Here is a 2,870-nt window from a genome sequence, read left to right on the forward strand (position 1 = left end):
CTGACACCCCGGCACCGGCGCACGCGGCACCGGACGGCGCGCGGGCATGCGATGAGCGCCTGCGCGCCGTCCCCGCTCACTAGGCTGACGCCGACCAGGCCCCGCCCGGGGCCCGGCACCCCGGCGAAGGGCGGGCGCGTTCCGGTGGCCCGCCAGAATGAGGAGCAGGCCATGGCGACGCCCCCGGCGAACGGGCCGCAGACCACCAGCGTGCGGCGCGAGCCCTTCGAACCCTCGGGCGCGGGCGCCGCGATCGAGCGGTGGACGCTGCGCGCCGGCCCCTACGAGGCGAGCGTGCTCACCCTCGGCGCCACCCTGCACACCCTGACCGCCCCCGACCGCGACGGCCGGCCCGCCCAGCTGCTGCTCTCCACCGACCGGCTCGCCGACATCCTCGGCCCGGCCCGCCACTACGGCCCCGTGGTCGGCCGCTACGCCAACCGGATCGCCGACAGCGCCGTCACCATCGACGGCGAGGAGCACCAGCTCGCCCCGACCGGCAACGGCGTCACCCTGCACGGCGGCCCCGACGGCTTCGCGCACCGGATCTGGGCGGCCGAGGAGGTGCCCGGCGGTGTCCGGCTGCGGCTGCACAGCCCCCACGGCGACCAGGGCTTCCCGGGCGCCCTCGACGTCACGGTCGACTACACCCTGGACGCGGCCGGCGAGCTGGCGATCCGCTACCACGCGGTGACCAGCGCGCCGACCGTCGTCAACCTGACCAACCACGCCTACTTCAACCTGGCCGGCGAGGGCTCCGGGGACGTCCTGGGCCACCTGCTCACCCTGGACGCAGACGGCTACACCCCCGCCGACGAGCGGCAGATCCCGTACGGCCGGATCGATCCGGTGGCCGGCACGCCGTTCGACTTCACCACCGCCCGGCCGATCGGCAAGTCGCTGCACGACGGCCACCCGCAGCTGGCCGGGCCCGGCGGGTACGACCACAACTGGGTGCTGCGGCCCCGTCCGGCGGACGGCACCCCGGCCCGGGCGGCGCGGCTGGAGGACCCGGCCAGCGGTCGCACCCTGGAGGTGCTGACCACCGAGCCCGGCGTCCAGGTCTACACCGCCAACACCTTCCAGGGCCGGGTCACCGGTGCGAGCGGGGTGCCGTACGGGCCGTTCGCCGGGATCGCGCTGGAGACCCAGCACTTCCCGGACTCCCCGCACCACCCGGCCTTCCCGAGCACCGTGCTGCGCCCGGGCGAGGAGTTCCGCTCGACCACCGTGCTGCGGCTCGGAACCACCGGCTGACGGGGGCGCTGCAAGCGTCTTTCACCACGGAGGGTGGCCCCGGCGGTCGCGACCGACCGGGGCAAACCGGGCAAAGTGCTACGAATTCCGGACCCGTCAACTACTGTGCGGCAACGCGGAGGACACGCGGGTGTAACGATCGCCATTCCTTGCAGAAAGTTGCTGCAAGGACTTTCCGCGACTGTTGCCCCGCTGTTAACTTCCTTCCGGGCCCGGCGGCAGCAACGGTGCGGTCGGCGCGAGGCAAGGCAGCCATTATGCGCCTGTCTCCGGTCATTCCGGGCACCCCCACCCTCCAAGGAGTTCTCATGCGGCGTGGCATCGCGGCCTCTGCCCTCGTTGTGGCCCTCGCGGTCTCGATGGCTGCCTGTGGTAGCAGCGGCTCCAGCTCGGACGGCAAGGCCGACGGGCCGGTCACCCTCACCTACTGGGACACCTCGAACGCCACCAACGAGGCGCCGAACTACCAGGAGCTCGTCAAGAAGTTCGAGGCGGCCAACCCGGACGTCAAGGTCGACTTCGTCAACGTGCCCTTCGACCAGGCGCAGAACAAGCTCCAGACCGCGATGGGTGCCAAGGGCGCTCCGGACGTGTTCCGCTCCGAGGTCGGCTGGACCGCCGCCTTCGCCAAGGCCGGCTACCTGGAGCCGCTGGACGGCACCCCGGCCGCCGCCGACTCCGCCAAGTTCCAGTCCAGCCTGATCCAGCAGGCCACCTACGAGGGCAGGCTCTACGGCGTGCCGCTGGTCACCGACACCCTCGGCCTGCTCTACAACAAGGAGCTCTTCACCAAGGCCGGCGTCACCACCGCCCCCACCACCTGGGACGAGCTCAAGACCGCCGCCGCCGCGGTCAAGGAGAAGGCCGGCGTCGACGGCTTCTGGCTGAAGGCCGCCGACGGCTACTACGCGATGCCGTTCCTGTTCGGCGAGGGCACCGACACCGTCGACGCCAAGGGGAAGAAGATCACCGTCGCCGGGCCGGAGGCCGTCAAGGCGGTCGAGACCTACAAGTCCCTGTTCACCGCGCCCGGCACCGCCAAGGCCGACGTCACCACCGACGCCTACGCGCACATGATGGACGCCTTCAACAGCGGCAAGGTCGCGGCGATCGTCCAGGGCCCCTGGGAGATCACCAACATCTACAAGGGCTCCGCCTTCGCCGACAAGGCCAACCTGGGCATCGCCCCCGTCCCCGGCGGCTCCGCCGGCAAGGGCGGCGCCCCGACCGGCGGCCACAACATCTCCGTCTACGCCGGTGCCGACAAGGCCCACAAGGCCGCCGCCGAGAAGTTCGCCGCCTTCATGACCTCGGCCGAGAGCCAGGCCTTCATCGCGCGGAAGAACTCCACCCTGCCGACCCGCGAGGACGCCTTCACCGCCGAGGTCAAGGCCGACCCCGGCATCGCCGGCTTCCAGAGCGTGCTGTCGAGCGCCAGGCCGCGCCCCGAACTGCCGGAGTACAGCTCGCTGTTCGCGTCGCTGGGCACCAACCTCGGCAAGATCGTCCAGGGCACCGCGACCCAGGACGGCCTGAACACCGTCGCCACGGACTACGCCAAGCTCCTCCCCGGCTTCGCCAAGTAGTCCACCCCCACCCAGCCGTCCGGTCCC

The 2,870-nt window shown here is 71.9% G+C and carries 2 protein-coding genes; both read left to right on the forward strand.

What is annotated here, in order from left to right:
* Positions 1 to 171: 171 nt before the first annotated feature.
* Positions 172 to 1,257 carry an aldose epimerase family protein gene (locus ABD308_RS05645; protein WP_344327569.1) on the forward strand — a complete coding sequence of 362 codons (1,086 nt, stop codon included), beginning with the start codon at positions 172 to 174 and terminating at the stop codon, positions 1,255 to 1,257.
* A 308-nt stretch (positions 1,258 to 1,565) separates the two neighbouring features.
* Complete coding sequence (locus ABD308_RS05650) at positions 1,566 to 2,843, forward strand: extracellular solute-binding protein (RefSeq protein WP_344327572.1); 1,278 nt, start codon at positions 1,566 to 1,568, stop codon at positions 2,841 to 2,843.
* Positions 2,844 to 2,870 lie beyond the last annotated feature (27 nt).

The organism is Kitasatospora putterlickiae, assembly GCF_039527695.1.
GTDB lineage: Bacteria > Actinomycetota > Actinomycetes > Streptomycetales > Streptomycetaceae > Kitasatospora > Kitasatospora putterlickiae.

Coding starts and splice junctions, on each gene's coding strand:
- ABD308_RS05645 (WP_344327569.1), top strand. CDS start 172: ATGGCGACGCCCCCGGCGAACGGGCCGCAGACCACCAGCGTGCGGCGC.
- ABD308_RS05650 (WP_344327572.1), top strand. CDS start 1,566: ATGCGGCGTGGCATCGCGGCCTCTGCCCTCGTTGTGGCCCTCGCGGTC.